Raw genomic sequence first — 24141 nt, 5'->3', positions numbered from 1 at the left:
CTCACCCCATTGGTTTTACGCATTTTTCTGCCGTAAAAGATAAATACCTACCATCAGGCAAATAATGTTCGGCAGTGCGCAGGCCAGAAAAGGATTCATTGCCCCGCCTTTGCCAAGACCCGTTGTAAAGGTCATAATCGCGTAGTAAATAAAAATAACTATAATGCTCAGCCCCAGGCCGATGGACGAACTTGTGCGCTGTTTCTGCGTTCCCAGCGGCGCGCCTATCATGGCAAAGAAGAAGCTGGCCATAGGTATAAAGATACGCATGTAAATTTCGCACCAGTGACGCGCAGTCGGCTGGTCCTGCATTTCCAGCATGTGTATGTATTCGCGCAGTTCGCGGATGGTCATTTCTTCCGGCTCTTTCTGTTCCCAGGAAATTTGTTCCGGGGCAATATCCAGAGGAATTATCTGCTCATCAAATTTGGCAGTGCTTTGCAGGCCTGCCTCATCATGCACGGAATACACCGTGCCGTCAATCAAACGCCAGGAACCGTTTTCCCAGCGGCCCTCTTTGGCAGTCTGGATGCGTGCCAGTTTATGGTTGTCAAATTCCTCGATGGTAATGTCCATCATTCTGCCGGATTCTTCTTCAAAGCGGCGGGCGTAAGTTAAACGCTGAGTGTCGCCGCTCATGGTTTTAATGATAACATTGTCCTGCGTTTTCGGCTTGGTGTTCTTTTTAATCTGGTATTCCAAAACGCGTGTGTACTGCACTTTGGAAGCAGGCACAACTTTTTCGGCCCATACAACCGAGAACATGCTGACAATAAACGCCACTATCAGCACCGGCGCTACAATGCGGTAATAGCTGATGCCGCCGGATTTCATGGCGATAATTTCACTTGAGCCGGACAATTTGCCGAACGCCATAAGTGATGCCAGAAGCATCGACATCGGGAAAGTGTAGTTAATTACTTCCGGCAGGCTGTAAAAGAACAGCCATGCCACACTGTCCCAGCTGGCGCCGTATTTGGTCATGTACTGCGTAATGCGGTACAGCATGGAACTGGCGATAAAAATACTTGAGAAGGAGGCTATACCGAAGATGAACGGATACAGCAATTCGCTCAGTACATATCTGTCTAACAAACGTAAACGCATCTTCTTCCCCCCTACATGCTAAAGTTTTCACCAAGGTAGTATTTGCGCGCTACCGGGTCGTTGGCAATGGTCTCGCTGTCGCCGTGCAGCAGTATTTCACCATTGGCAAGGATGTATGCTTTATCAACAATGCTCAGCGTTTCGCGCACGTTATGGTCGGTAATCAGAATACCGATGCCGCGCTGCGCAAGATGGGCAATCATATTCTGAATATCGGCAACGGCAATCGGGTCGATACCGGCAAAAGGCTCATCCAGCAGAATGAACGCCGGGTCTGTTGCCAAAGCGCGGGCAATTTCCACGCGGCGGCGTTCACCGCCGGAAAGTTCCGTGCCTTTGTTTTTGCGGATATGGTCGATATGGAATTCTTCAACAAGTGCGTTCATTTTTTCATAGCGCGCTTTTTCCGGCACATTGTTGGCTTCCAAAATGGCAAGAATATTTTCTTCCACTGTCATTTTACGGAAAATGGAAGCCTCCTGCGGCAGATAACCGATACCGGCGCGCGCGCGCATATACATCGGCAGGCCGGAAATATCCTGCCCGTCCAGCGTTACCGTGCCGGAATCCGGCTTGATGATGCCTACTATCATATAAAAGGTAGTAGTTTTGCCGGCGCCGTTAGGGCCGAGCAAACCAACAATGCTGCCCTGCTCCACACGGATGCTGACATTGTTTACAACGCGTCTGTCCGCATATTCTTTTACAAGATTAGCTGTTTCAATTACCACTATGCTGCCTCCACTTGTCCGGTGGTTTCTGCTGCTGCGTTCTGGGCTGCAGCTTCTGTCTGCGTTCCTTCGCTGCCTGCTGCGGCAGTATTTGCCTCAGCCTGTGCTGGCTGCTTTTCGGGAACATACACAATCTTAATATTGCCAAATGCTTCGGCACGCTGTCCTGCTGCGGCATTGCCTGCATTATTCATAATCAGTCGGTTGCCGGAAACGGTATTGCCGTCCTGCGTTGCGGTTGCATTGCCGATAAGTTCTACTTTGCCGTCGTTATTGGTGTCGTAAATTGCTTTATCCGCCTTTGCGGTTAAATTACGCGGCGGGCTTACGATATCGACATTGCCGGTAGCTTCTGCAAGGCCGGTTTTGCCGTTATAGGTAATCTGCGCTGCCGTAAGCACACTGCCATCGGTAGAAGTCAACTGGCCCCAGGAGCCGATGGTTTCAGCGTATTCAGCATCGCTGTGATAGTCAATCTGCTCTGCCGTAAGCGTTTTATCTTCTTTGGTAACGGATGCTTCGCCTACTGCGGAAACAAAATCTTCATTATGCATTACAAAGGTTGCGCAGGTAATATGGGCATCGTCTTTATCGGCAACAACGCCGCCGGTAAGTTTGCCGCTCATGGTTTTGCTGTTAAATTCCGCAGCTGCGGCCGTAGCCTTGCCGCCGTCATGCAAAATTACCACATTGCCTTTGGCAGTACCGTTGCCGCTGGTCATATCATATTCAATTTCGTCGGCTTTAACATTAAAACCACTGCCCTGAGCCGCAAATGCCGGCACATATAAAGCAGATGAACCTAACAGCATAAAAGCCGCTGCCAGCGCCGCTACTGATTTTATTTTCATCATTACAGTTCCCCTTTCTGTACTTCGGCATGTCCGCTTAATTTAAAATGGTCAAATTTACTGCTGGTAACAATTTTATCGGCCAAAGCCGTATGTTCATCTTTAACAACCTTTACTTTGCCGGTGGCCGTAATAATATCGTCCTTCTGGTTCCAGCTGATTTCTTCGGCAGTTATCTCCCCGCCGGTAGAAAGCGTTGCTTTTACGCCGCGGTCGAGAGCAAAGTTCTTATCGTCGTTATTAATTTTGCCGCCGCCGGCCGTAACGTCAATTACAGAACCATCCTCGCGGTAAATTTTGCCCTTAACGCCTTTCATTACAGCTTCGCCGCTGCCGGAAATGCTTTCCAGCGCTTCAACCGAAAACTCCCACAGGCGTCTGCCGTCCTGCTCGCGGCTGACGGTAGTATTTTTTACTACTGCGCTTACCGCATTGGAAGCGGTATTTTCCGGGTTCTTCGGCGCCTCGCCGCCAAACATCAGCCAGGCAATTATTGCTGCTGCAATGGCAATGCCGCCTGCAATCAGCAAAAGCCCCTTATTTTTCACCTTGCTTCAGCTCCTTTTCTTCCGGCGGTGTGTACGGGGTATTCCAACGGTGCTGGAACCACAGCCAGTTATCCGGGTATTCTTTTATAACTTCTTCAACAATCTGCGTCATTTTCAAAGTTACGTTATAATCATCGGCCTTGCGGTCGCCGGTGTCTTCGTAGTAAATGGGGTCTTTAACAATCGCCAGATGCCCGTAATTGCCTTCCTTGCGCACAATAAATATCGGCACAATCGGCGCGTTAAACTTTCTGGAAAAATAAGCAGGCCCGGTCGGCGTTGAAGCCATTTTGCCGAGGAACGGAACAAAAATACCGTCATAGCCGCCGTCCTGGTCGGCAATAAGCCCCAACATGCGTTTTTTCTTCATGGCGCGGGCACAGCCCAGAATTTCACTGGTACCGCGCGAAAAAATTTCCTGCCCTACGCCCTTGCGCAGTTCGTTCATAAAATCGCTGTAAATATGGTTCGGCTGCGGTTTTTCCACCGCGCTCAGCGGAAAGCCCGATAACGCCAGCGCCGCACCCAGCCATTCCCAGTTATCCATATGGCAGGCCAGCATTACAACGCCTTTGCCTTCGCCGAGTGCTTCCCATAAAACATCTGGGCGGTCAAAGGTTACCAGCCCGCGGATATTGTTTTTATTTAATGCCGGCATATACATAATTTCCATAAAAGTTGCGCCCAGCTTGATAAACAGGCTGCGAATGGTTGCTTTCGCCTGTTCGTCCGAATAGCCGAGGCGTTCTTTTATTGTTTCTTCCGCCCTTATGCGCTGTTTTTTGGCAATTATGTAATAAAGCCTGCCAAGCCCCAGGCCGATTTTTACAACCAGCTTATAGGGCAGGTGGCTGATTATCCAGCTCATGCTTTTTAATAAATAGTAAAGCCACATTATTGTGAATCTCCCTGTCCCTGCTTCATATAAGCATTTACAATTTCATTCCATTTGCCCTGTGCCTTTAAAATAAGTTCGGCCGCTTCGCGCACCGCTCCGCGCCCGCCGTTATTTGCGGCAACAAAGCTGCTGGCAGAAATTACCTCCGGCGCTGCGTCTGCCGGGGCACAGGCTAGCCCGGCATATAAAAGTGCAGGCAGGTCGTTCAAATCGTCGCCCATATAGGCAATTTCATCCTGCTCAAGCCCTCCTGCTGCGGCAAGGTCTGCCAGTATTTTTCTTTTATCTTTAATGCCTTCATAAAGCTCTGTAATGCCCAGTTCTTCCGCCCGGCGGTGAATAATGGCGCTTTTGCGGCCGGTAATAATTGCCACACGCACACCGCTGCGCAGAAGGCAGCTCAGCCCAAGCCCGTCGCGCGCGTTGAAGGCTTTAAAAAGTTCGCCTTCCGCGCCGATATTCAGGCTGCCGTCCGTCAGTACGCCGTCCACATCAAGGGCCAGCAGTTTTATTTTGGAGGCATTTTTTACGTTTCTTTCCATTATACCACGCCCTGACGTACAAGGTCAGTCATATGCAAAAGCCCGATAACATGGTTTTCAGTATCTACAACCGGCAGTACCGTAATCGGTTTCGGACGGTTGCTTTCCATGATATGCAAAGCCTGTGCAGCCAGTTTTTCTTTGGTAATGGTTTTCGGGCTGGCCGTCATAAGTTCCGTTACCGGGCGTTTTAAAAAGTCCACGCCTTTGCTGAGTCCGCGGCGGATATCGCCGTCTGTCAGCACGCCCAGCATTTTGTTGTCGTCATCAACGACGGAAACAGCGCCAAGGCCCTTGTCGGTAATAACAAAAAGTGCGTCCTGCACGCTGATATCTGCCTTAACAAGCGGGTTTTCCGTGCCGCTGTGCATAATATCTTCAACAGTAAGAAGCAATTTGCGCCCCAGAGAGCCTCCCGGATGGAATACCGCAAACTGGCTGGCCGTAAATTTGCGTTTTGAAAGCAGCGCCAGTGCAAGCGCATCGCCGTAAGCAAGCGCCGCGGTTGTGCTTGAAGTAGGCGCAAGCCCGAGCGGGCAGGCTTCTCTCGTGACACCGACATTTAAAACGATATCAGAATTTTTGGCCAAAGTGGAATTGGGATTGCCCACCATAGCAATTAATTTAGCACCTATTCTGCGCAGCGAAGGCAGTATATGCAGCACTTCGCCGGTTTCACCGCTGTTGGAAAGCGCAATAACAACGTCGCCTTCGGTTACCATGCCCAGGTCGCCGTGAATTCCTTCTGCCGGGTGCAGGTAAAAAGAAGGCGTACCGGTGCTGGCAAGCGTTGCTGCCATTTTGCGCCCGATAATGCCCGATTTGCCCATGCCGGTAATAACGGTGCGGCCGGGGCAGGCCATAATCATTTCAACCGCTGCTTTAAAATGTTCGTCTATGCGTTCAACCTGTTCCAGCACGGCTTCCGCTTCCATACGCAGAACCTGCCGCGCCTGTTCCAGCATTACATCTTCCATCAGGAAATCACTCCTTTAAATGCAGGCAGCCAATCAGCCGCGTACAATTTTATCTATGGCCAGCACGTCTTTCAAGAGTGCTTCCAAATTATCCAGTTTTACCATGTTCGGCCCGTCCGAAAGAGCTTCAGCCGGGTTATCGTGTACTTCAAGGAACAAAGCGTCGATGCCTACTGCGGCAGCAGCCCTTGCCATATGCGGCACATACTGGCTCTGGCCGCCGGAGGAAGTACCCTGCCCGCCGGGAATCTGCACGCTGTGGGTTGCGTCCATTACAACCGGATAACCGAGTTCGCGCATAATGGCAAGCCCGCGCATATCCGTCACCAGAGTGTTATAGCCGAAACTTGCGCCGCGCTCTGTAAGCATAATGTTGTGGTTGCCGGCTTCTTCAATTTTTTTGATAACGTTTTTCATATCCCACGGGGCAAGGAACTGGCCTTTTTTTACGTTAACGGTTCTGCCGGTTTTTGCAGCCTGGTAAACAAGGTCAGTCTGGCGGCACAAAAATGCCGGAATCTGCAAAATATCAGCAACTTCCGCAACGGGTTCTGCCTGCGCAGGTTCGTGAATATCCGTTACAATGGGTACACCCAAATCTTTTTTAATCTGGGCCAGAATGGCCAAACCTTCTTTTAATCCCGGCCCGCGGAAAGAATTATAGGAAGAACGGTTTGCTTTATCGAAAGATGCCTTAAAAACATAGGGCATGCCGAGTTTATCTGCAATTGCTTTGGCACGCTGGCCAATCATCAGGCTGCGTTCATAGCCTTCCAGTACGCAGGGACCTGCCATAAGCAGCATGGGGCAGCCCTGCCCAACTTTATAATTGCCAACTGTTACTATATTCATGTCTGCCTCCTTTATTTACTGATAGTTATTTTTTAGTTATTTATTGTTTTTTGCCGCAAAGAGCTTGTTGATTGCTTCCAAATCTTCGGGAGTATCAATGCCGATACCCTGAAAATCGCTTTCAAGCACTTTTATTTTATAGCCGTTTTCCAGCGCGCGCAGCTGTTCAAGCCCTTCCACCTTTTCAAGCATGGTAGGTTCAAGCGCTGCGTACTGCAGTAAAAAGTCACGGCGGTAAGCATAAACGCCAACATGTTTATAAACGCGCATGCCTTCAATATCGTTGCGCGGATAAGGAATCAGGCTGCGCGAAAAATACAGCGCATAACCGTTGTCATCCGTTACAACTTTTACGGCAGCCGGGTCGTTGTATTCGCTTTCCTTCATCGGCACCTTCATGGTTGCCATTTTTAAATCGTCATTGCCTTCAAAGGCTTTGGCCAGACGGTCAATAATATCCGGGTCAATCATCGGCTCATCGCCCTGCACGTTAATAATTACATCAACATCAGGATACTGCATGGCAACTTCCGCCAGGCGGTCAGTTCCGCTCGGATGGTCCGGCGAAGTCATTACGGCCTTGCCGCCGAAGCCTGTAACGGTATCATAAACTTTTTCGTTATCCGTTGCTACAATTACATCATCCGGTTCTTCCGCTTCGCAGGCGCGCATATAAGTATGCTGAATCATCGGCTTACCGGCAATCAACGCAAGCGGCTTGCCCGGCAGCCTGGTGGAAGCATAGCGGGCCGGAATTACACATAAAACCTTCATTACTTCTTCGTCTCCTTTTTAATGGCATTGACAATTGCTTTTTCAAACAAGTCCTGCCCTTCGGTAATCATAATATCCATGTTTAATATGTACAGCGGCAAATCCCTGTTGAAATAAATAAATTCGGTCGGAATTTTAACCGCGTCTTTACCGGTTGTAATAAGCGCCACCGCTTCTTTGCTGGCCGCGCGCTCGCTGATGTACTGCATTTCCAGCATACCGTAATCGTGATGGTCCGGGTAACGGATGGCTTCGAGGATTTCCAAGCCAATGCCGGCAAGGGTCTGCTCGAAAGAGGACGGGTTGCCGATAGCGGAAAAGACCATAACTTTTTTGCCCTCCAGTTCGGAAAGTTCCAGCGTATTTTCATGAATGCCCTTGTACCAGTCGGCAATTTCGACAAAGTTTTTCGGGTGATGGATACTTTCGATAACCGGGGCACGGTCGTTATATTTTGCAAGGTTTTTGCGGAGGTTAATACGGCTGAACTGCGAGCTCTGGTCGGTTTTGGTGAGCAAAAAGAGCCCTGCCCTGTCCAGATGCTTCAGCGGTTCGCGCAGTGTGCCGCGCGGCAGCAGGCAGCCGTTGCCAAACATATTGTAAGTATCTACCAGCACTACATCAAGGTCGCGGTACAAATGCCAGTGCTGATAGCCGTCGTCCATGATAATTACTTCGGCCTTCATTTTATCTACGGCAAACTGGCCGGTAACGGCACGGTTTTTACCGATAATAACGGGAATGCCGGGCAGGGTTTTCGCCATCAGGTAAGCTTCATCGCCTGCCTCATAAGCCGTCATGAAAATCTTCTTGCCGTCACTTACCACGCCCAGCTCTTTATCCCAGTGAGAGCGGTAGCCACGGTTTAAGATAACAACATTATAGCCCATGCTTTTAATCATTGCCGCAACTTTCTGCGCGGTAGGGGTTTTGCCCGTGCCGCCAACGGTAATATTGCCGATGGAAATTACGCAGCAATCAAGTTTTGTCTGTTTAAAAAAGCCCACGTTATATAGCCACAATTTGCTGCAAACGCCAAATTCGTACAAATAAGAGAAGAAACGCAGCACCACTAAAAGCACGCTGCCCATAAAAGGCGTTTCCGTGCCGTGCGCCATCTGGTACACATACTGGATGATATAATCGGAGTGGCTCATGCTGATGCCGCCCTCATCATTAAGATTGCGGATATTGGTCGGGTAACGCGACATAATAGTTGCCGGAACAGTAGTAATGCGCAGCAAATCTTCAAGATATTCAATACTGCGCACGGCAGCACCGCGGTTTTCCTTAATAACCTGCAAAGACGCTGCGCCCATTTTGGCACGGCGTTTATCATCGTTTATAATATCCAGCAGTTCTTTGGTAAGCTCGGGTATACCGCTCACCATTTTGCAGGCGCCAACCTTGCTCAAAAGCGAATAGGAATCTTTAAAGTTCTGCATACTCGGGCCAACCAGAATAGGTTTGGCATGAGCGGCAGGCTCAAGTACGTTATGGCCGCCGTGGTTAATTAAAGAACCGCCCACAAATACCACATCGCCGACGGAATAAATGCGTCCCAGTTCACCGATGGTATCAATCAAAAGTACCGGGTACTGCGGACGTACGCCATCAATTTTCAAAAGCTTGGAACGGAGCCCAACTTCATAACCGAAATGCCCAACCAGGCGCACAATTTCGTTAGTGCGTTCCGGCTTGCGCGGAGCAATAACAAGACGCGCCTCGGGATAAGTTTCCTTAATGGTTTTAAAAGCCTCCAGCATGGCTTTTTCTTCGGTAGGATGCGTAGAACCGGCCACAATAACCGGATACGCCCCTTCGATGCCCAGTTCTTTTTTATAATTATCCAAATCCTGCTGCGTAACTTCCGCATAGGTCTGGTCAAACTTGGTGTTGCCAGTTACATAAATTTTGCTGGGGTCTGCGCCCAAATGGCGGATATAATCGGCGTCAATACTGGACTGCATGCAGAAGCGGCTTACAGTATTCAGCATATCATCCCAAATGCCGTACAAATAGCGGTAGGTTTTTACCGATTTTTCGGAAATACGGCCGTTAACCATCATTACCGGAATATTGCGTTCACGCAGTGCGCGCAGAAGATTAGGCCACAGTTCTGTTTCTACCGGCATAAAAATGCGCGGGCGGATTCGTTTTACAACGGATTCAGACACAAAAGGCAAATCCAGCGGGAAATAAATAATGGCATCTGCTTCCGGAATAATCTGGCGTGCCATATCATAACCGCCAACCGTAACTGCCGAAACCAGAATCGGAATTTCCGGCATTGCCTTGCGGATTTCCTTTACCAGCGGGCTGGTTGCTACAATTTCGCCAACGGACGCACCGTGAATCCAAATACAGCCCTTAAGCGCAACGGCTTCAATTTCTTCATCGCGGATACCGCCAAGGCTCTGGCGCATCCTGCGTGTAAAGCCTTTTTCACATATCGAACGGTAGATAAAATACGGCATTACGAGGAAAAATGCGCCAATCATCAGTAAGTTATAAATTATATACATCGGCTACCCTCATTTCGTTTCCTTGCTGCGGTACTGGATTTGATAAAGATGGGCATACAGCCCGTTTTTGGCAATCAGTTCATCATGCGTGCCTGCTTCCACAAGCGCGCCATGTTCAAGCACCAGAATCTTATCGGCATTTTTAATAGTCGAAAGGCGGTGTGCAATTACAAAGGAGGTACGCCCTATCATCAAACGGTCAAGGGCATCCTGTACAACGCGTTCGCTTTCCGTATCAAGTGCGGATGTCGCTTCATCCAGAATTAAAATGCGCGGATTTTTAAGTATTGCCCGGGCAATAGAAATGCGCTGGCGCTGGCCGCCGGAAATATTCACGCCGCGGTCGCCGAGCATGGTTGCATAACCCTGCGGCAGCTGGCTGATAAATTCATCGGCATTAGCCGCTTTGGCAGCGGCTTTTACCTCGTCGGGCGTTGCATCAAGCCGCCCGTACAAAATGTTATCATAAACGCTGCCGTTAAAAAGCATGGTTTCCTGCGGCACTATGCCAACCTGCCCGCGCAGGGAATCAAGCGTTACATCTTTAATGCTGTATCCGTCTATGCGGATATCGCCGCCGGTAACATCATAAAAACGGGGCAGCAGGCTGGCAATGGTAGATTTGCCTGCGCCGGAAGGACCGACTATCGCAATTACCTCACCGGGGTTAACGGTAAAGGACAAACCGTCCAGCACTTCTTCCTGCGGATTGTAGGAGAATTTTACATTATCAAACTCAACCTTGCCATTAACAGGCGGCAGAACTTTGGCATTGGGTATTTCCTTAATAGCTTCCGGCAAATCAAGTATGCCAAAAACACGGTCGCCGGCAGCAAGTGCTTTTTGAATACTTGCCGCTACTTTTGTAAGGCGCTTGATAGGGTTGGCAATATTAACTGCATAAACCAAAAACGCTACCAATGCACCTGCCGTAATATCGCCGTCAATAACGCTGCGCCCGCCGTACCACATAACAATGGTTACTCCAACGGCAGCAACAAATTCAACTGTCGGTGTAAGCAAAGCGTTCAGCTTGATATTTTTCATATTGGCATAAAAGTTTTCTTTATTTTGGTTATCAAATCTGTCAATTTCGTAGTCTTCGCGCACAAAAGATTTAATAACCCGCGCCGAAGATACGGTTTCCTGCAAAACGGAAGTCAGTTCTGCCGTGCACTCCTGAATTTCACCGCCGTTTTTACGGATTTTCTTGCCAAAATAATCCATAAACCACAAAACAACCGGGAATGTACAGAAGGTAAACAGCGTCAGTTTCCAGTCCAGCCACAGCATAGCTACGATACTGCCGATAAGCACCAGCCCTTCCGTTACAAGCTCTACAGCTTTTTCTACCATTGCCGTCTGCAAAGCGGCAACGTCGTTGGTAACATAACTCATAATAGTTCCGGTTTTATTTTTATCATAAAAAGCCAGGCTCAAACGCTGTAATTTGCGGAAAATTTCACCACGTATATCAATAACAACCTTCTGTCCTACCCAACTCATCAAATAGCTTTGCCCATAAAAGAACAATCCGCGGATAATGAAGATTACTACTATACTGATAGCTATTACGTACAGCATAAAAGTATCTTTCTGCACCAGAACCTTATCTACCACATCTTTAATAATCCACGGCAGGTACAAATTGCAAGCCGATGCCATTACAGTGCACAAAATAGCCATCATCAGGCGGTGCATGTACGGGCGTATGTATTTTAAAAGCCTTAAATATAAATTCATTTTTTCTCCTTGGCTACGCGGAGCACAAGTTCCGCAACTCGGTTTACCGCACCGGGGGCGCCCAATCTTTCTCTTACGTACTCTAAATCCTGTTTCATCTGCGCATTGCGTTCAGGTTCCAAAAGATGCAGTGCTTCCTGCGCCGTTTTTTCAGGCGTAAAGTCCTCCTGTAATAACTCCGGCAAAATATGCCTGCCTGCCACAATGTTCGGCAGTCCGATATCAGGTATGTTAATAACCCTGCGGGCAATAAATGCCGATATGGGAGAAGTTTTATACACAATAACGCAGCCCAGCCCGCACAGCGCAGCCTCAAGAGTTACCGTTCCGCTGGTGGCGAGCGCCAAGTCTGCAACACTCATTACATCGTAAATATGCCCTTCCACAATTTTTACTTTCAGGCCGCTTTTTTCAATCATGCCCTCCAGCATTTCTTTAGGTATTGTAGAAGCTCTCGGCATGGCAAAATCAATATCGGGCTCTTTTTCAGAAATTAACTTTGCCGCGTCAAGAAGCGTCGGCAGCATTTTCTGTATTTCCATTAAACGGCTGCCCGGCAGAAGCAAAATAAGCCTGCGGCCGCTTTGTTTGCCAGCAAAATCCAGAGCCTGCTTTCTGTCAAGTTCCGGCTTTACTATATCTATCAGCGGATGGCCGACAAATTCCACATCGGCCCCTGCTTCTTTATAAACATCGTACTCAAACGGAAAAATAGAAGCTATTTTGGTAACCAGCTTTGCCACTTTTGGCGCGCGCCCTTTGTTCCAGGCCCACGCAGAAGGCGGTATATACGAAACAACGGGAATACCCTTGTCTTTTGCAAGCTTTGCAAGCTTCATGTTAAACCCAGGGTAATCAACCGTAACCAGGCAGTCCGGCCTGCGTTCATCCATTACCCTGCCAAAATCACTGCGCAGCTTGAAAAGTGCCGGCAGTTTTTTCACAACTTCTATAAAACCCATTACGCCATGTTCTTTTATATCAAACAAAACCTCGCCGCCGGCTTCACGCAGGCAGTCGCCGCCCATGCCGAACACTTCGCAGGAAGGGTCTATTTTTTTCAGTGCCTTTGTTACGGCAGCAGCGTGCACATCGCCGGAAGCCTCACCGGCAGAAATAAGTATCTTGGCCATAACGGTTCCTTTCTTCTATCTGTTTTACTTTATTGCATACCAATTCATTATATATTATAACACAAAAAGGCCGGACTTTAAGTCCAGCCTTGCGTTTTTCTCAATAATTTTTCAATTATTTTGCAACAATCGTAATGCCATGTTCATCAGCAAGGGCAACTACCTTTTCGCGCTCGGTTAAAAGCGTATGCCCTGCCTCAATAACCAAAGCCTTGCAGCCCGATTCAATCATGGACTGAATTGTTTTGGTGCCTACGCCCGGCACGTCAAAGCGGTCGTCCTGCGCAGGTTTGGCTGTTTTGGCAACAACGGCGTCCTTGCCGAGTTTGCCGCCGCGCAAAATGCAGGCATCAGTGCCTTCTATTGCTTCCACAGCCATAACAGCCATGTTTTTTACAACAACCGTCTGCCCAATATCAAGCCTGCCAATTTCTTTTGCCATTTTGTAGCCAAAATCCATATCGGCCAGTTCTTCCGGCGTAGGCTGGCGTTTGGTCAGCACTCCCGGTCCGGGCATCAGCGGCTTAATCAGGTAAGTCTGGTCCATAACAAAAATTTCTTCGCTTTCCAGTTCTTTCACGATAGCGTTCATTATGGTATCGTCCTTACGGTCGGGCACGGAAGAAAGTATTTTTAAAGCACGCATATCCGGAATGATAGCGCCTTTTTTATACAAAATTTCCTTTGTAACCTTGCCAATCATGGTTACGATTTTAACATTATTCTTTTTTAAAGTAGAAATAATCTTGCCAATTTTTCCGATATGAATATCGTAGTAAACATCGGCAACCTCCGGCAGTTCCGGGTCAATATCCGGTACAACGCCGATAGCAACTATACGGCAGCCGCGTTCTTTGGCAGATTTTGCAACATCAACAGGCAAATGCCCGATACCGGAAAGCAGCCCCAGGGTTTCAGTTTCCATCAAGCCACCACCTTAATTTTTCGGGGTTCTCAAAATACCGCGCTCTGCCGTACGCAGGAAACGCATTAAATGTTCAACCGGTTCGCAGCTGTCAAGCTCCTGTTCCATGGTTGCGATTGCTTCCTGCAAAGAAAGCCCGCTGCGGTAAAGAATGCGGAAGGCCTTTTTCAGCTGGCTGCGCTCAGCCTGCGGAATACCGGCACGTGCCAGGCCAACGCTGTTCAGACCGAATACATAAGCCGGCTGGCCGGATACAATCATAAACGGCGGCACGTCCTGATTTACATGTGCCTGCCCGCCAATCATAGCACTGCGGCCGATTTTGCAGAACTGATGCACGGCAGCAAGACCGCCGATAACGGCACGGTCTTCAACCGTTACATGCCCTGCCAGAGTTGCAACATTAGACATAATAACATTGTTGCCTACAATACAGTTATGTGCAACGTGGGTATAAGCCATCATTAAAAGATTATTGCCGATAATTGTTTTGTTGCCTTCGCCGGTTGCACGGTTTACCGTGGTGCATTCACGGAAAATGCAGCCGTCACCGATAATGGTGGAGCTGTGTTCACCGGCAAATTTCAGGTCCTGCGGCACTGCGCCGATGGAACAGCCGGGGAAGAAGGTACAGTTTTTGCCTACCGTAGTATGTTCATGGATAACGGCATGCGGATAAAGTTTGCAGCCGTCGCCAATTACAACGTCATCGCCGACAATGGCATAAGCGCCGATTTCCACGTTTTTGCCTATTACCGCGTTCGGATGCACAATCGCCGTCGGATGGATTTTATGTACAGGCATTATTACCGAATTCATCATATTCACTCCTCAAAATTAACCGCTCATTTTAATCTGCAAATTCTTATAAACGATTTGCAACTTACTATTATATATTCGCAAATCAAATCTTTTTTTCACTTTCCAAAATCAGCTTTTATAAGCGGTTAACTGCAAAATACGCCGTTTTTCTTTAATTTTTCAGCAAATACAACGTATTTTATTAAATTATTTTTTAGCGTCCATAATCGCAAAGGTACATTCACATTCGCAGGCAACCTTGCCGTCAACCCTGCCCTTACATTCGCAAACGCCCATGTTGCCGCGGATTTTGGTAATAATCGCTTCGGTAATTACCTGGTCGCCGGGAATAATCTGTTTGCGGAAGCGCACATTGTCAATTTTGCCGAACACGGCAATTTTGCCGCGGTTTTCTTCAGGATAAAGCAGTGCTACGCCGCCAACCTGGGCCATGGCTTCAATCATCAAAACGCCGGGCATAATCGGATCGCCGGGGAAGTGGCCAAGAAACTGCATTTCATTCATGGTAATATTCTTAATTCCCACTGCACGTTTCATTGGTTCCAGTTCAATAATGCGGTCAACCAAAAGCATGGGGTAACGGTGGGGAATAATTTTCTGAATTTCGCTTGCTTCTAATACGGTCATTTTTCTTCCTCCTTTAACTGATAGGCCCTGATTTGTTTTGCCAACCCCGAATTAAACGCATGCCCTGACTTAACGGCTATGACATGCCCCTTCAGCGCGCCGAGCAAATACAAATCACCGACAACGTCAAGTATTTTATGGCGGATTAATTCGTCCTCAAAACGCATCGGCGTCAAAACCTTGTCTTCATCAAAAATAACTACGTTTTCAATGCTGCCGCCGAGGCCAAGCCCCATTGCCTGCAGCTGCTTGATTTCATGCATAAAGCCGACTGTACGGGCACGGGCAATTTCCTTCAAGAAGCTTTCCTCTGTCAGCTCGATATCAAAATACTGAGTTCCCAGCTTCGGATGCGGATTAATGGAAACAAAGGAAATGCGGTATCCGTCATATGGCTGTATGGTAATATATTTATCGCCTTCGTAAACGGCAAAAGACTTAGGCACGGCGTAAACCCTGCGCACAGCATCCTGCTTAACGCGCCCTGCCTGCAAAATCAAATCGCAGAACACTGCGGCGCTGCCGTCTGTTACCGGCGGCTCCGGCGAATTCATTTCAATGCGGCAGTTGTCAATCTGCATGGCAGCCAGTGCCGCCATTAAATGTTCAACCGTAAAAACTTCCGCGCCGTTGGCGCTTAAAGTTGTGGCCTTTAAAGTAGAAGTTACGTTTTCTGCCATTGCCGGTATTTCCGGGCGTTCCGGCAAATCCGTCCTCACAAAAACGATGCCTGTGTTTACTTCTGCCGGGCAGAGCGTCATCAGCACTTCCTTGCCGGAGTGCAGCCCAACGCCCGTATAAGATACTTTTTGGGCCAAAGTCTGCTGATATTCCTGATTCGGCATACTTTTCCTCCTGTCTGATGTTTATTTTTTACCGGCAAAACGCTGCCGTCCGTCTTTCCAACGGTCATGCACCCAGAACCACATCGGCGGGTTTTCTATTATTTCGTGTTCCAGCACCGTAATCAGTTCTTTGGTAACATCGTAAAAATCTTTTTCCTTATCTTTGGTGCGCGGCGTGTAAAGCGGCGGATAAATCTTGGCGCGCAAAGTTCCATCCGGATTATTGTGCATAAAAATCGGCAGTATCGGCGAACCGTATAAACGCGACAAAGCCGCCGGGCCGTACGGAGTAATGCATTTTTTGCCGAAAAGCTCTATTTCCACGCCGTCATCATTGGTGTCCTGATCAAACAGCACTCCGAGCAAATGTTTTTCCTTCAGCATGCGGCTGATGGCCAAAAGCCCGCTTTTGCCGCGGTTATAGGCCACCTTCTGCCCAACCATTTCTCGGTATTCGTTTATAAAACGGTCCATCTGGCTGTTGTTCTGCTTGCGAGTGATGGAAAGCATCGGATAACCGTGCAGTGCCACCGTCGCGCCCAAAAGCTCCCAGTTGCCGAAATGCCCGGTGGCCATGATTACGCCCTTGCCTTCTTTATAGGCTTTTTCAAGATATTCCAGCCCGTCAACGGTTACGAGCTTGTCGATATTATCCGGCTTCAATAACGGAAACCGCATAACCTCAACAATCATCCTGCCGAAGCGGTGCAGGCTGTCCTCGGCAATCTGCCTGGCACGTGCTTCGTCAACGCCAAGACATTCATGCACGTTGGCAGCGGCCATTTTAAGCCTCCATTCAGGCGTTGCCATAACCGCAACGCTGCCCAGAAAATGCGCCACGCCATTGCGTACAAATTTAGGCGATACGCACATCAGCCAGCTGAAAAATTTAACTATATAATAAGCAATCACTTACAACACGTCCTGCAAAATCTTATTTCTTTAACTCTGCCAAAGCCTTTTCAAGCTCTTTTACTTTTTTCAGCAAATCGCCAACCTTGCGCAGGCTTGCTTCCTGTTTCAGCCATTCTTTGTACGGCTGCGCCGGGAAACCGGCACAAACGGAATTATCGGGAATGTTGTGGGTAATGCCCGTTCTGCCTGCAAACTGGCAGTTGTTGCCGATAGTGATATGGCCTACGGTGCCTACCTGACCTGCAAAAACGCAGTTATCGCCGGCGGTTACGCTGCCGCTGATGCCGACATGCGCAACAACGAGGCAGTTTTTGCCCAATACGTCGTTATGGCCAAGATGTACAAGGTTATCAATTTTGGTACCGGCGCCTACAACCGTGCTGCCTGCGGTAGCCCTGTCAATACAGGAATTGCTGCCGATTTCAACCTCGTCCTCCAGCACAACATTGCCTGCCTGCAGAACAAAGCTGTGTTTGCCGGTCTTTTTATCGGTAATATAGCCGAAGCCGTCGCCGCCAATTACAGCGCCGGACTGCAAAACAACCTTATTGCCAAGCACGCAGCCCTCGCGGATAGTGGAGCTTGGATAGAACAGGCAACCTGCGCCGACCTTTACGTTTCTGCCGACATATACATGCGGGTAAATAACGGTGCCATCACCGATTTCAGCACCCTCATCAATGTAGGCAAACGGCATAATCGCAACATCTTTGCCTATTTTCGCGCCGGGGGCAATATATGCTTTGTCGCTTACAACACGTTCTACTTCAGCCCTGTGGCGGAACAATTCCAAAAGAGCGGCAAAAGCGGCACGCGGATTTTCCACCCTGATTACCGGGCGGTTATCGGGAAGCACAGGGTCATCAAACCCGAGCACCATAACACCTGCCTTGCTTAAATGGCAATGTTCCACATGCGGCGGAACGGCAAAGGAAATATCGTTGGCACCTGCTTCAACAAGGCCGTTAACACCGGTAACCTTTAATTCAGGTGCGTCGTTTTCCAGTTTGCCATGCAAAAATTCTGCTAATTCACGGACAGTTTTTTCCATCATACAGCCTCCTGTATAACCAGCTTATTTAAAAAGCGGACGGCCGTGCCGCCCGCCAGGTTACAGATTTTTTATTTCATTTTGGCAATTACGTCTTCCGTAACATCAACGCCGCCCTGCGGCACTGCGTCTTTAATCAGTACTGCGCCAAGTCCCTTTTCTTTGGCAACTTCGTTTAATGCGGTATCAAGGCTGGCTTTTAATTTATTCTGCGCTTCAGAACGGATAACATTCATTCTGGAAGTATAATCCTCCAGCACTTTTTTGCGTTCGTCCCCGGTTTTGCCTTCCAGGGCAGTGTTCATTTCATCCTGCAGTGCTTTGCCTTTGGTAGTTACTTCTTCCTGCACGGTTTTTACAACCGCAGCCTTGCTTTCAACGGCGTGCATGTCAACAACGCCGAATTCCGCATTACGGCCGCTGCAGCCAAAAGACAACAAAGCTGTTGCAGCCAGTAAACCGGCAATAATTTGTTTTTTCATCTTTTATCCGCTCCTGTTATTTTGATTTCTTCAGTTCTTTTATTACCTCAGCGGTAATATCGTCTGCTTTTACATTTACTTTAACTTTATTAAAAACAATGGTATAACCGCGTTCCTTGGCAAGGCGCGTTACCCTGCTTTCAATATCATGGCTTATTTCCGAGGCAATTTTATCATTGCCTTCTTTAATCTTATCAAGCCTGCCGTCAATTACAGCCAGCACCTTGCTGAAAGCCTCCGGCCCCTGCTGCAAATCCTTATCGTCTTTGGCAATGTCGTCCTGCAGCTTTCCGTGCAGCTCACTGCGCAGCCCGGAAGCATATTCCGCTATGCGCTGCTGCATGGCTTCACGCGCCGGCGCGGTTTTTCCGGCAATAATTTCATTGCGCCTACGGTTTACTTCTTCCAGCTTATCCAGCATTTCGGTACGTACGCTTTTCAGCTCCGCTTCCACCTGCTTGCGGTCCTCCGGCTTCATCCGCACGGTATCAAGGCGCAGCCGCAGGTTAAACAGCCTCAGCTGATAATCGTTTTCAATACTTTCACGCTCAGACGCAAGAATTTCATCCGCCTCGTCAGCAGCTTTTTGCAGAACGGCTTTAAAAGCATGCTGTTCTTCGGCCTGCTTTGCATAAAGCGAAGTACGGTAATCTGCTTCATAATAACTGCTTTTGCTGTTCTGTTTTATCTTCTGCAATAAAGCCAGCCCGCTTATTTGCTTATGGGCAATATCGGCCTGCTGGTCACGGTAAGCAAGCAGCTTGTCATATTCGGCCTGCCCCTGCTTCAGCGCTTCGTGGCGCGGATGCGCCTTAACAGCTTCTTCCCAGTTAATATAGGCTATCTTTTCGCCGGAACCGGGAATATTTCCGCAGGCACTAAGGCAAACAACGGCTATGAATATCAGTAATAAAATTTGCAGCTGGCGCATAATACTATCTTCCTTTCATAGCCCCACAGCAAACAGGACCCTGCCGGGTCCCGTAAAATTATTTTCCGCTTTGCAAGGTTTTTGCCACTTCGTCAGTAATATCGAGACCGCCATAAACTACGGTATTTTTTTCAACTACAACCGCCAGGCCTTTTTTATCGGCAACTTTTTTAATGGCTGCTTCAATTTTCTGGAACACAGGTTCCATCAGCTCTTTTTCCTTGTTGGCGATTACTTCCTGCAGCTGCTGGTAATAACGCTGCTTTTCGGTATCGTTCATATCCTTGCTTTTTTCATCAAAATTTTTCTGCTGGGCAGCAACTTCCTGTTTCATGGCATCCTGCACACCGGCAATATCCGGGGACTGTGCCAGAAGCATCTGGTAGTTAACCACACCGATTGCGGATTCGGAAGCCGCCGCAGAAGCAATGCTTGTAAAAGCGCCCTGCTGCAATGTTACTGCAAAGCAGCTGAGAACAAAGATTGCGGCAACAAATAAGGAAATCATTTTTACGTTTTTAGGATTGCGTAATTGCTGCATCATAATAAATATCCCTGCTTTCAAATTTAATTATATTTTTAATTATATCAGCCCTGCGTTTATCTTTCAACTAATGCCTATAAATTTCCCACAATGCGGAAATAGGGTTTGTCGTTGGAATAAACGTATTCGGCGCTCAAAAATTCGTGAATTCTGTAACGGACAGCTATTTCCATAGTATCCGTACCGGAAAAATATTCCGTGCGCAGCCGCCACTTATTGGTAAAATCGTACTCGCCGCGGTAAACATTCTGCCCGTCCGGCCCTCGCCGCATGTAACTCAGCGTTGCCTTGCCCCAGTGGCGCGCATAGCCTGCGGAAAAATCCCAGTCCACTTCGTCAAGCGTAACGCCTGCTTCGCCAAAAATTTCATCCTGCTCGGAAATGAACTTGCCGATATGCGCACGCCCGGAAATATTGTCGTCATTACGGCCGATATCGCCGTAGCCTTCAAACCAGATTTTGTATTTGTCCGAGCCCATACCGATTTCCACGCCCAGCGTACTGGCAGGCACAAGTTTTACCGAAGGCTCCAGATTATGCCTCTGCACGGATTTTTCATTCTTCAAATCCGTTAACAGCAAATTTTCCAGTTCCATCTGGTGCTTTTTCACAAAATCAACAGGCAGTCCGCGCAGCGCTTCGGCCTTCTGGGCATAACGCTGCTTTAAATCAAGCAGCAGCAAATTGGGTATTGACTGCGATTCCATGGAATAATTTATGTCCTGCACCAGCTGTCCGACAGGATAAATTACCACCTGCACAACGGTACGGCTGTCTTCACGCACCACATCAACGGCAGCCTTAAATTCCGGCAGTTCTTTTTCCACTTCGCTGCGCACCATACGGCGCAGAATGCCGCCCGCCCAGTCCGAAGCATCAACGGAAGAACCCATTAATATGCTTTCAATTCTGCTTTTAAGCTGCGGCAGGCGCTGCTGCAGCCACTCTGCTGTTCCAGGCTCAACGCCGGAAAACTGCAGATCCACAAAAACATCATCCACGGCCGCGCTCCACGGCGCAACCTGAATATTAATGTTTGTTACGGCACCGGCATTAACGGAAACGCTCTGCATCTGATAGCCTGTCAGCACTCTGTCGCCTACTTCCGCCAGCAGGCGTTCATAATCGCCGCGCGCGGCATTAATATTAACACTGTCCTTATCAACAAAAAGCTGCTCGGCCACAACCTGCATGCTTTTACCCATTCTGTCAAGCAGTACCCGGCTTGTCGCCCCATTATCGGTAATCTGCACATCAACATGCTCTACCGGCTCAGCAAAGGCAGGCAGTGCAGCCATACACAGGTAGCACACCAAAAGCTTTATTAACCACATAACTTGTTAATCAGAACTGGCCGCCAAAGCTAAAGTGGAACCTGCCGCCGTCATCGCCCCAGCCATAGTCAAGCTTAACAGGGCCCAGCGGGGAGTTAATGCGCATGCCGACACCAACACTGTTTTTAATAAGGCCAAGGTCAAAATCGTCTTCAAAACGTTTATCCCAGGCATAACCGTTATCGGTAAAGAGTACGCCCTGTACTTTTTTGATAATCGGGAAGCGGTATTCCAGCGTAGCCTTCAACATACTGTTGCCGCGGAACTGGTCGTCTTCGTAACCGCGCAGGCCGTCATTGCCGCCCATCGAGAAGCGCTGGCTCAAAGGCATATCGCCGTCAGCCCAGCCTGCACCAAGGTTCAGTGCCCAGACATTTTCACCGCCGGCACGGTAGTAATAACGCCAGTCGCCGGTAAATTTAGTGAAGTCAAAATCGCCGCCAAGGCCGGCCCATTCTACGCTGTAGCCGATACGTTTGCCTTCGTGCGGGTCATAAATGTTATCACGCGAATCGAATACACGTCCAACGGTAATACTGCGTGTCAGGCCGAAGTTTTCTTCACGGCGTTTTTTATAGTCTTCAGGGTAATAATCTTTCCAGTGATGAGTCCTGTCTTCAAACCAAGGTTCATAATACTGGTCACGGTCATGTTCGTAACCGTCTGCCGTTCCTTTATAAATATCATCGCGGTTTTTCAGTGTTACATAGTTGCTGATGAATTCATTATCAGTTCTGCGGCTGAAAGTAAGTTCCTGGCCGCGGCGCTTTTTATCATAACGCGCAATTTCGTTGGCGTCGATATCATAGTCTGCATATTCGTTGGTAACATCATACAATACAATGCTTGCCTTGGTTTCCTTATCGTCAATCCACGGTTTTACATAGGTAAATTCGTAGTTCTTGTTATCTACGCCGCCGAACTCCCAGCGTACATTAACGCTGTCGCCGGTGCCGCGGAAGTTTCTGTCGCCGACGGAAACCATGCCGATAAAGCCGTCAGCATTGCTGTAGCCTGCGCCGATACCGAAAGTACCGGTGTTCATTTCCACAACGGTAATTTCAATTTCCACAGCGTTAGGTTCCTGGCCCGGGTTAAGTTTAATATTTACGTCTTCAAAATAACCAAGGTTATAAATGCGCTGCATGCTGCGGCGGGCATCCTTGGCGTTAAACGGCTCGCCTTTTTTCAGCTTCATTTCACGGGTAATAACGTAATCTTTGGTTTTTACGTTGCCCTTAACCTTAAAGTCTTCAACAATGCCTTCATTTACCAGCAAAAGCAAAGTGCCGTCAGGCAGCATGCGGATATCAGCCACGCGCGCCAGAATATAGCCCTGCTTGTTGTATTCTGCTTCAAGGCGCTGCACTTTGACATTAACGTCTTTAATATTAATTATCTGGTCTTTCGGCAAATCGAGAATTTTTTCGATTTCGGAAGTGGAAATTTTGGTATTGCCTTCTACTTCCAGCTTTTTATAAACAGGGTTTTCCAGTACATGGTAGGTAAGCTGAACGCCTTCCGGAACTTTGGTAAATTCCGGCTGCAAATCATAATACCAGCCCAAACCGTAAATTGCATGCAAATCTTTGGCAAGGCCTTCCTGAGTTAACTGCATCCCTGGCTTCGTGGTAACAACTGCTTCGATATCTTCAGCTTTGGTAATTTTGTTGCCTTTTACAGAAATCTTCGTTACCAGCTGTCCAATATACGGCGCTGCCGGTTCACTGGCACGTCTCTGCTGGGCAACAGGCATATTCAAAACAGGTTCCTGCGCCATGGCATTGGTCTGTGCGTTTTGCTGCATTGCCTCCTGTGCCGTACGCTGCTGTTCCTGCTCGGCTTCCCATTTCTGGCGTTCTTCCATTGTCATTGGGCGCAGGCTGCCGTCTGCTTCACGCACCATCGGTTCCTTAACTTCAGCGGGCTGGCTCTCTCCCGCGGTAATCTGGCCGTCAGTTTCATTACTTGTAGCAGTTTCACCGGTTACTGCCTGGGCACCGCTTTCATAAGGCTCGGAAGCTGCCCCCTTCTGTGCATTCTCGGCCGCAGAAGTTTCACTGCCCTTTGCTGCATCTTCTTTTTCGATACCGCTGCCGCCTTCACGTACAACGCCTTTGCCGGGAACAATTTCTACAATCCTGCCGCCGGATTTTTTAGTACCGTCGCTTTTATAATTCGGGTCAGAAATATCTTCCGAAGGATTGTTATGCATATAATAAGTATATTTGCCGTCCTTACCCTTTTTAGGGAAAGATTTGCCTGATTCTTCCTGTGCTTTTCTTGCCTGTTCCAGCGCTTTCTGGCTGACAATCTGCTCCTTGCCGCCAATGGTCATAGTCTGATTGGCAACTACATCCGCTGCGGACTGATTCTGTTCTGTAGCCCACACAGGCGCAGCCATCAGCATGGCTGCCAGACTCAAGGACAACTGTGCATATTTTCTCTTGTTCATTCAAATCCTCCCTAACTAATCAGCATCCTGCAGAACCTGCCTGCCTGTTCTGACAAGCTGCTGCATATCTGTTTCAGCTAAATAATTTTTATAATTTGTATTGTTTTTTATATTTGACTCAGCAGGTTCCGCTGCCTTAACAGCATCCTCCTGCCGGGTTTTATCTGTCTTGTCTGTCTGCTGCATCTGCGGTTCAGCCTGCTGCACCGCAGCGCTCTGCATAACCTGAGTTTTTTCCTCTCCGTCATGCGTAATGCCTGCATACCACCAGCCGCCGTAACCTGCCAGTACCAAAAGCACTGCCAAAGCCGCTGCCAGCTTCTGCCTGTTCCATACGCTGGCAAAGCCGCGTTTTTCACGCAGATAGCGGATGGACGCCTCTGCCAGCATCAAATCAAGTTCCCCGCGCAGGCCGTTGTTTTTGCGGAAGCTGCGCTGGGCATTGTCCAGACTGCATTTTACATCATCTATATTTTCGTAAATATCTTTTCCCACCGCTAAACTCCTTTCTGCACAGACTGATAAATAT

General features: G+C 48.5%; 24 protein-coding genes. All 24 read right to left on the bottom strand.

Annotated elements, in window-relative coordinates; genetic code table 11:
- Positions 1-15: 15 nt before the first annotated feature.
- The 24 genes from lptG to M3079_RS06285 all read right to left on the bottom strand — a co-directional run bounded on the left by lptG (position 16) and on the right by M3079_RS06285 (position 24107).
- The gene (gene lptG, locus M3079_RS06400; protein WP_021716802.1) at positions 16-1107 is read right to left on the bottom strand and encodes an LPS export ABC transporter permease LptG; all 1092 of its coding nucleotides are present in this window, start codon (positions 1105-1107) and stop codon (positions 16-18) included.
- Positions 1108-1118: 11 nt separating this feature from the next.
- Positions 1119-1838, bottom strand: coding sequence for an LPS export ABC transporter ATP-binding protein (lptB, locus tag M3079_RS06395; protein ID WP_021716801.1), 720 nt, complete (start codon positions 1836-1838; stop codon positions 1119-1121).
- On the bottom strand, positions 1838-2692 hold the full coding sequence (locus M3079_RS06390; protein ID WP_249078074.1) for an LptA/OstA family protein: 855 nt from the start codon (positions 2690-2692) through the stop codon (positions 1838-1840). The genes lptB and M3079_RS06390 overlap by 1 nt, the downstream gene beginning before the upstream one ends.
- Complete coding sequence (gene lptC, locus M3079_RS06385; protein WP_021716798.1) at positions 2692-3237, bottom strand: LPS export ABC transporter periplasmic protein LptC; 546 nt, start codon at positions 3235-3237, stop codon at positions 2692-2694. Before lptC ends, M3079_RS06390 begins: the two co-directional genes overlap by 1 nt.
- Positions 3227-4132, bottom strand: coding sequence for a lysophospholipid acyltransferase family protein (locus tag M3079_RS06380; protein ID WP_249078072.1), 906 nt, complete (start codon positions 4130-4132; stop codon positions 3227-3229). Before M3079_RS06380 ends, lptC begins: the two co-directional genes overlap by 11 nt.
- The gene (locus tag M3079_RS06375) at positions 4132-4677 is read right to left on the bottom strand and encodes an HAD hydrolase family protein (protein ID WP_249078070.1); all 546 of its coding nucleotides are present in this window, start codon (positions 4675-4677) and stop codon (positions 4132-4134) included. Before M3079_RS06375 ends, M3079_RS06380 begins: the two co-directional genes overlap by 1 nt.
- A complete protein-coding gene (locus tag M3079_RS06370) occupies positions 4677-5654 on the bottom strand; it encodes a KpsF/GutQ family sugar-phosphate isomerase (protein WP_283162450.1) in 978 nt (325 codons plus the stop codon). The genes M3079_RS06375 and M3079_RS06370 overlap by 1 nt, the downstream gene beginning before the upstream one ends.
- A 33-nt stretch (positions 5655-5687) precedes the next feature.
- Positions 5688-6506 (bottom strand): 3-deoxy-8-phosphooctulonate synthase, encoded by an 819-nt coding sequence (kdsA, locus tag M3079_RS06365; protein WP_021716794.1) that lies wholly within the window; start codon positions 6504-6506, stop codon positions 5688-5690.
- 36 nt (positions 6507-6542) lie between these two features.
- Positions 6543-7280 (bottom strand): 3-deoxy-manno-octulosonate cytidylyltransferase, encoded by a 738-nt coding sequence (gene kdsB / locus M3079_RS06360; RefSeq protein WP_249078068.1) that lies wholly within the window; start codon positions 7278-7280, stop codon positions 6543-6545.
- Positions 7280-9805, bottom strand: a complete 2526-nt coding sequence (lpxK, locus tag M3079_RS06355; RefSeq protein WP_249078066.1) for a tetraacyldisaccharide 4'-kinase — start codon at positions 9803-9805, stop codon at positions 7280-7282. Before lpxK ends, kdsB begins: the two co-directional genes overlap by 1 nt.
- Before the next feature lie 9 nt (positions 9806-9814).
- Positions 9815-11548 (bottom strand): lipid A export permease/ATP-binding protein MsbA, encoded by a 1734-nt coding sequence (msbA, locus tag M3079_RS06350; RefSeq protein ID WP_249078064.1) that lies wholly within the window; start codon positions 11546-11548, stop codon positions 9815-9817.
- On the bottom strand, positions 11545-12681 hold the full coding sequence (gene lpxB / locus M3079_RS06345; protein ID WP_249078062.1) for a lipid-A-disaccharide synthase: 1137 nt from the start codon (positions 12679-12681) through the stop codon (positions 11545-11547). Before lpxB ends, msbA begins: the two co-directional genes overlap by 4 nt.
- A 115-nt stretch (positions 12682-12796) precedes the next feature.
- Positions 12797-13606 (bottom strand): UDP-2,3-diacylglucosamine diphosphatase LpxI, encoded by an 810-nt coding sequence (gene lpxI, locus M3079_RS06340; RefSeq protein ID WP_021716788.1) that lies wholly within the window; start codon positions 13604-13606, stop codon positions 12797-12799.
- A 12-nt stretch (positions 13607-13618) separates the two neighbouring features.
- Positions 13619-14425, bottom strand: a complete 807-nt coding sequence (gene lpxA / locus M3079_RS06335) for an acyl-ACP--UDP-N-acetylglucosamine O-acyltransferase (protein ID WP_044897016.1) — start codon at positions 14423-14425, stop codon at positions 13619-13621.
- Positions 14426-14614: 189 nt separating this feature from the next.
- A complete protein-coding gene (gene fabZ / locus M3079_RS06330; RefSeq protein WP_021716786.1) occupies positions 14615-15055 on the bottom strand; it encodes a 3-hydroxyacyl-ACP dehydratase FabZ in 441 nt (146 codons plus the stop codon).
- On the bottom strand, positions 15052-15900 hold the full coding sequence (gene lpxC / locus M3079_RS06325) for a UDP-3-O-acyl-N-acetylglucosamine deacetylase (RefSeq protein ID WP_249078060.1): 849 nt from the start codon (positions 15898-15900) through the stop codon (positions 15052-15054). The genes fabZ and lpxC overlap by 4 nt, the downstream gene beginning before the upstream one ends.
- Before the next feature lie 21 nt (positions 15901-15921).
- The gene (locus M3079_RS06320) at positions 15922-16812 is read right to left on the bottom strand and encodes a lysophospholipid acyltransferase family protein (protein WP_021716784.1); all 891 of its coding nucleotides are present in this window, start codon (positions 16810-16812) and stop codon (positions 15922-15924) included.
- 22 nt (positions 16813-16834) lie between these two features.
- Positions 16835-17866 (bottom strand): UDP-3-O-(3-hydroxymyristoyl)glucosamine N-acyltransferase, encoded by a 1032-nt coding sequence (gene lpxD / locus M3079_RS06315; protein WP_349293355.1) that lies wholly within the window; start codon positions 17864-17866, stop codon positions 16835-16837.
- A gap of 71 nt (positions 17867-17937) precedes the next feature.
- Positions 17938-18348, bottom strand: coding sequence for an OmpH family outer membrane protein (locus tag M3079_RS06310; protein WP_021716782.1), 411 nt, complete (start codon positions 18346-18348; stop codon positions 17938-17940).
- A 16-nt stretch (positions 18349-18364) separates the two neighbouring features.
- Positions 18365-19279, bottom strand: a complete 915-nt coding sequence (locus tag M3079_RS06305) for a hypothetical protein (RefSeq protein WP_249078055.1) — start codon at positions 19277-19279, stop codon at positions 18365-18367.
- Between the two features lie 58 nt (positions 19280-19337).
- Complete coding sequence (locus M3079_RS06300) at positions 19338-19823, bottom strand: OmpH family outer membrane protein (RefSeq protein WP_249078053.1); 486 nt, start codon at positions 19821-19823, stop codon at positions 19338-19340.
- 74 nt (positions 19824-19897) lie between these two features.
- Positions 19898-21157 carry a hypothetical protein gene (locus M3079_RS06295; protein ID WP_249078051.1) on the bottom strand — a complete coding sequence of 420 codons (1260 nt, stop codon included), beginning with the start codon at positions 21155-21157 and terminating at the stop codon, positions 19898-19900.
- A gap of 10 nt (positions 21158-21167) precedes the next feature.
- On the bottom strand, positions 21168-23612 hold the full coding sequence (locus tag M3079_RS06290) for an outer membrane protein assembly factor (RefSeq protein ID WP_249078049.1): 2445 nt from the start codon (positions 23610-23612) through the stop codon (positions 21168-21170).
- 15 nt (positions 23613-23627) lie between these two features.
- Positions 23628-24107, bottom strand: a complete 480-nt coding sequence (locus M3079_RS06285; protein ID WP_249078046.1) for a hypothetical protein — start codon at positions 24105-24107, stop codon at positions 23628-23630.
- Between the last annotated feature and the right edge of the window lie 34 nt (positions 24108-24141).

The organism is Phascolarctobacterium sp. ET69, from assembly GCF_023336935.1.
Classification (GTDB): domain Bacteria; phylum Bacillota; class Negativicutes; order Acidaminococcales; family Acidaminococcaceae; genus Fusicatenibacter_A; species Fusicatenibacter_A intestinipullorum.
This window is presented reverse-complemented; position numbering and strand designations above follow the sequence as displayed.

Coding starts and splice junctions, on each gene's coding strand:
- lptG (WP_021716802.1), bottom strand. CDS start 1,107: ATGCGTTTACGTTTGTTAGACAGATATGTACTGAGCGAATTGCTGTAT.
- M3079_RS06390 (WP_249078074.1), bottom strand. CDS start 2,692: ATGATGAAAATAAAATCAGTAGCGGCGCTGGCAGCGGCTTTTATGCTG.
- M3079_RS06380 (WP_249078072.1), bottom strand. CDS start 4,132: ATGTGGCTTTACTATTTATTAAAAAGCATGAGCTGGATAATCAGCCAC.
- M3079_RS06375 (WP_249078070.1), bottom strand. CDS start 4,677: ATGGAAAGAAACGTAAAAAATGCCTCCAAAATAAAACTGCTGGCCCTT.
- M3079_RS06370 (WP_283162450.1), bottom strand. CDS start 5,654: ATGGAAGATGTAATGCTGGAACAGGCGCGGCAGGTTCTGCGTATGGAA.
- kdsA (WP_021716794.1), bottom strand. CDS start 6,506: ATGAATATAGTAACAGTTGGCAATTATAAAGTTGGGCAGGGCTGCCCC.
- kdsB (WP_249078068.1), bottom strand. CDS start 7,280: ATGAAGGTTTTATGTGTAATTCCGGCCCGCTATGCTTCCACCAGGCTG.
- lpxK (WP_249078066.1), bottom strand. CDS start 9,805: ATGTATATAATTTATAACTTACTGATGATTGGCGCATTTTTCCTCGTA.
- msbA (WP_249078064.1), bottom strand. CDS start 11,548: ATGAATTTATATTTAAGGCTTTTAAAATACATACGCCCGTACATGCAC.
- lpxB (WP_249078062.1), bottom strand. CDS start 12,681: ATGGCCAAGATACTTATTTCTGCCGGTGAGGCTTCCGGCGATGTGCAC.
- lpxI (WP_021716788.1), bottom strand. CDS start 13,606: ATGGAAACTGAAACCCTGGGGCTGCTTTCCGGTATCGGGCATTTGCCT.
- lpxA (WP_044897016.1), bottom strand. CDS start 14,425: ATGAATTCGGTAATAATGCCTGTACATAAAATCCATCCGACGGCGATT.
- fabZ (WP_021716786.1), bottom strand. CDS start 15,055: ATGACCGTATTAGAAGCAAGCGAAATTCAGAAAATTATTCCCCACCGT.
- lpxC (WP_249078060.1), bottom strand. CDS start 15,900: ATGCCGAATCAGGAATATCAGCAGACTTTGGCCCAAAAAGTATCTTAT.
- lpxD (WP_349293355.1), bottom strand. CDS start 17,866: ATGGAAAAAACTGTCCGTGAATTAGCAGAATTTTTGCATGGCAAACTG.
- M3079_RS06310 (WP_021716782.1), bottom strand. CDS start 18,348: ATGAAAAAACAAATTATTGCCGGTTTACTGGCTGCAACAGCTTTGTTG.
- M3079_RS06305 (WP_249078055.1), bottom strand. CDS start 19,279: ATGCGCCAGCTGCAAATTTTATTACTGATATTCATAGCCGTTGTTTGC.
- M3079_RS06300 (WP_249078053.1), bottom strand. CDS start 19,823: ATGATGCAGCAATTACGCAATCCTAAAAACGTAAAAATGATTTCCTTA.
- M3079_RS06295 (WP_249078051.1), bottom strand. CDS start 21,157: ATGTGGTTAATAAAGCTTTTGGTGTGCTACCTGTGTATGGCTGCACTG.
- M3079_RS06290 (WP_249078049.1), bottom strand. CDS start 23,612: ATGAACAAGAGAAAATATGCACAGTTGTCCTTGAGTCTGGCAGCCATG.